The organism is Hydrocoleum sp. CS-953, assembly GCF_002260545.1.
GTDB lineage: Bacteria > Cyanobacteriota > Cyanobacteriia > Cyanobacteriales > Microcoleaceae > Trichodesmium.
Map to the genome: position 1 here is coordinate 1 of NZ_LGSU01000653.1, position 4,067 is coordinate 4,067.

A 4,067-nucleotide genomic window follows, 5' to 3' on the forward strand; every position below is an offset into this window, starting at 1 on the left:
AATAATTAATAATTATTAATTATTAATTAAATAATTCAGCTTTATTAGCCTCCCCTTTCAAGGGGAAAAAAAGAAATAATATTTCCTTATATTCAATCAAGAACGGTTTTAACCAGAGGTAATTATCCATTATCCATTATCAATTATCAATTAATGAACGAACATGATATAACTTATCATCAGCACTGAAGTAGGTGAGCATAAATAAACACAACGAGTATAGGGCGGGTTTTTAGAACTATATCGCTAATTTACCAAGACTTTCGGCTAAACCCGCCCCTACATTTTTTTTAACATTTATAGCAGTTTTCATGTTTTTTAGAGTACAGATATTTGGGTTTAAACTAAGAAGTAAGAAGGAAGAAGTAATGCAAGTCAAGATGAGTGACAAACGCTATAATTAGACTTACCTAATTCTTACTTTATAACAGAAAAAAATGAGCGATCGCCTGAAACTAATTATACCATTCCTAACAATAATATTTCTCTTATTAATGCCACTATTTCTATCACCATTCAACCTCGTTTTACTAACAGAAATATTATTAATGGCTTTGTTTGCCCTCAGCTTTAATCTTCTGTTTGGTTATGGGGGATTATTAAGTTTTGGTCATGCTGCTTACTTTGCCACAGGAGCTTATGTTTCTGCATATTTAATCAAAGCATCTGTACCGATAATTTTAGCCATACCCATTGCAGTTGTTGCTGCATTTTTAGTCGCCATAATTATTGGTTATTTCAGTGTACGAGTAGACAAAATTTACTTCGCCATGTTAACCCTTGCCTTCGGAATGATGGTTTATACCATCCTCTTCCAATGGCGAGAAGTCACAGGAGGCAGTGACGGTATCACCGGAGTCCTAGTAACAGAGTTAGGCATTCCCGGTTTACCCATCAAAATATTTGGATTTGCCAATTATTATTACCTAACACTCATAATAGTAGTGATCGCCACCTACATCCTCTGGCGCATCACCCATAGTCCCTTTGGCGAAATTTTGCAAGCTAGTCGAGAAAACCCAGTGCGTTTAGAATTTGTGGGAGTAGATATTCGCCGTCTGCGGTGGATGGCATTTGCCCTCGCAGGCGGTATCGCTGGATTAGCTGGTGCCTTGTGGTCGCCATTTCAACGAGTAGCAAATCCCGAAATTGCTCACTGGAGTTTTAGCGCTATTCCCGTATTAATGACAATTTTGGGTGGTGCTTCTAGATTTGCTGGTCCGATAGTGGGAGCTACTGTTTTCCTATTATTGGAACATTGGGTGCAGTCTTACCAACGAAATATTTGGCAGTGGTTGGCAACGTTGCCGATGTTTTCCCCACAACTCGCGCAACAGCAAATAGATTTATGGAATTTATTATTAGGTTTACTTTTGGTAGTTCTGATTTTAGGGTTTCGAGGCGGTTTGTTGGAGAAAGTAGTAGGGAAACGACATCTAGCTAAAGTCAGAACTCAGAACTCAGAACTCAGAAGTTAAATTCTTGCTATGACTATAGTGGAAAGGAGTGTCACACTTATTCAGCAATGACACAATTTTCAGCATACTTGAGATTATTAAACTAATTAGGGCTTGCTGATTAAATCTAAAAGCATTAACATATAAAGGCTGTAGGCTTTTTTCGCTCAAAAAAGTCTGGCTTTTTCAGCTTGAGCAACCAGAAAGTTAGGATTTTGAAGAGAATAATTGCAGAAAAATTGAGGGATCAAATATTCGACTAACTCCTCTAAATTTCCCATTTATCCTGTCTCCTGTCTCCTGTCTCCTGTCTCCTCTCCTCACCCATAAGACTTTTTCAGCAAACCCTAATTATGTCTATCGGATGAAGAAATCATCGGGACTAATAGCAGGTTTGTCAACCAAAACAGCCAACTCCCTACCCAGGCAAAAACCGGCTGCGCTACCATTCTGATTAAGAATGCATCATTATCGTTCCTGCTTAAATCTATTGCTGTGGTGCTGCTATCTTCATCGAAGTCCCAATAGCTGACTAATTGGCTTTCAGTGCCATCGAAAACCGGGAGAAGATTTCCTTGAATCTGCTCTTGAGTAAGAACGGTCTTCCAGATGCGAAGCCGATCAATTTCTCCATCAAAGTAACTTCTATCTTGACCTAGTTGAACAATTTGAGCTATAGGAGCAGTTAGACTGCCAGAAGATGAAATATCTTGCTCGTCTTCGAGAATTCCATCGACGTACAATTGTGCCGTACCACCAGTTTCCTTAATGACAAAATAATACCAAACACCTACTTCTAGCGCCTTATTTCTCGAAAATCTGTATGTTCTATCTCCATTCTCGTAATAGTAATAAAATGCAGGTTTACCATTGCTAATCACACCATGGATTTCTAGTAAACCACCTCTACCACCAAAACCGTTACTATTTGTTCTCTCAGGATTACATAGTAAAACTTGTGGAGTGTCATTATCACCTATTTTAATCCAATGCTCTACAGGATTATTAGACATAAATTTCTCCAATAATTGTTTTACATTGATCAATATAAGTTCTGTACAGCCCCAAAATCTTGTAGATTTATACGATTTGTTGAACATTCTTACTGTTTTAGCAAAAATTTTTTTGGGGTAACGCCCATCGCCTTTCTAAAGTGACGAATCAAATGACTTTGATCTGCAAATCCAACCTTAATAGCAATTTCTGCCAGTGTTAATTTACCTTTAAGTAATAATTTTTTGGCCTTAGCAACACGTTGTCCAATTAGATATTGATGGGGTGTGATGCCGATATATTTTTTAAACTGAGTAGCAAAGTAGTTAGGGCTAAATTTGGCGATCGCAGCTAATTCAGTCAGAGTCAAATTTTGGTGTAAATTAGCTTGAATGTAGTCGATAACTTGATTTAATATGGTTTTGGAAAAGCTGCCTGGTGAAATTTGGATGGGTTTTTGAACGCAGTAATTTCGTAGTAGATGAATATAGAAGGTTTGTAATAACGAATCAATATATAATTGACCGCACAAACCAGGGTTTAATAATTCTTGTTGTAAAGCCTGAAAAATACTAGAGATGAGGGGATCAGAATAGGAAAAATGTGGCAATAACTCCACAGTATCACCTTTAACTATGTCATTTAATTTCTGCTTGAGAATGATAGGATCAAAATTTAATGATAAATAGGACATAGTTTGATTCCAGTTAGCATAATATGGTGTGTCAGCAGGCACGAACGTTATACTTTGTTTTTTTAATTGTCGTTTCTGGCTTTTTCCTTCTGTATTGTCTTCATAATCAATATCTGGAGAGACATTAGTAACAATGTTGATGCTGTGTATCCGAAAAGCATTATTCAACATTTCAAATGGTAAGTGGTAATAATGCCGTAAATATATTCCTTCTGATAAATTGCCCTGCTGTAAAATTTTTACACCAAAGACACTCATTTCTTCTTGATTGCTTAAGTCAACATCGTATGGTATTTTTTTAGAAAAAGTCATAATTCAAGAATTTAGTATTTAGTATTTAGTATTTAGAATTACCTCTCCTTGAAAAGAAGAGCATGGTTTGTAGTAGAGCTGCTAGCCCTATCTACAGTTGGGGCTAAAGCCCTACTACGAGCTTTAGTTATAGTAACTATTTAGCCGAACATAATAATAATTATCCATTGGTAAGTATCCACAAGCAATTAATAGTGGTTATATAAAATCTGGATAATTACTATACCCAAGTCATTGCGAGTGGAACGGAGTGGAAAGAAGCAATCTCATAGGTTTAGGAGATTGCTTCCTCACGGGGTGACAACTATTCAACCGGATTTTATATTATTATCCAAGACTGGTCTTCAACTGTTTTTTGAATATTCTTACTGTTTTAGTAAAAATTTTTTTGGGGTAACGCCCATAGCCTTTTTGAAGTGATAAGTCAAATGGCTTTGATCTGCAAATCCCACCTTAATAGCAATTTCTGCCAGTGTTAATTTACCTTTGAGTAATAATTGTTTGGCTTTAGCAACACGTTGTCCAATTACATATTAGAGTTGTTGGGAAATAAGGTAAAATGGTTCAAGCAGAAATTGGCCAGAAGAATGCTAAATATTGAACGAGCCTTA

Annotated in this window: 4 protein-coding genes; 1 reads left to right on the forward strand and 3 read right to left on the reverse strand. The window is 36.5% G+C overall.

Annotated elements, in window-relative coordinates; all coding sequences use genetic code 11:
• The first annotated feature begins 437 nt into the window (after positions 1-437).
• Positions 438-1,478, forward strand: coding sequence for a branched-chain amino acid ABC transporter permease (locus tag AFK68_RS07390; protein WP_094672197.1), 1,041 nt, complete (start codon positions 438-440; stop codon positions 1,476-1,478).
• Between the two features lie 326 nt (positions 1,479-1,804).
• Here AFK68_RS07390 and AFK68_RS07395 read toward each other — a convergent pair whose 3' ends face one another.
• The 3 genes from AFK68_RS07395 to AFK68_RS44475 all read right to left on the reverse strand — a co-directional run bounded on the left by AFK68_RS07395 (position 1,805) and on the right by AFK68_RS44475 (position 3,983).
• Positions 1,805-2,470, reverse strand: a complete 666-nt coding sequence (locus AFK68_RS07395; RefSeq protein WP_168186359.1) for a LamG domain-containing protein — start codon at positions 2,468-2,470, stop codon at positions 1,805-1,807.
• 89 nt (positions 2,471-2,559) lie between these two features.
• Complete coding sequence (locus AFK68_RS07400; protein WP_094672199.1) at positions 2,560-3,456, reverse strand: AraC family transcriptional regulator; 897 nt, start codon at positions 3,454-3,456, stop codon at positions 2,560-2,562.
• 365 nt (positions 3,457-3,821) lie between these two features.
• A complete protein-coding gene (locus AFK68_RS44475) occupies positions 3,822-3,983 on the reverse strand; it encodes a helix-turn-helix transcriptional regulator (RefSeq protein ID WP_210407280.1) in 162 nt (53 codons plus the stop codon).
• Positions 3,984-4,067: the final 84 nt, after the last annotated feature.

Bases quoted from the DNA above. Each gene is read 5' to 3' on its own strand.
- AFK68_RS07400 (WP_094672199.1), bottom strand. From the start codon at position 3,456: ATGACTTTTTCTAAAAAAATACCATACGATGTTGACTTAAGCAATCAA.
- AFK68_RS07390 (WP_094672197.1), top strand. From the start codon at position 438: ATGAGCGATCGCCTGAAACTAATTATACCATTCCTAACAATAATATTT.
- AFK68_RS07395 (WP_168186359.1), bottom strand. From the start codon at position 2,470: ATGTCTAATAATCCTGTAGAGCATTGGATTAAAATAGGTGATAATGAC.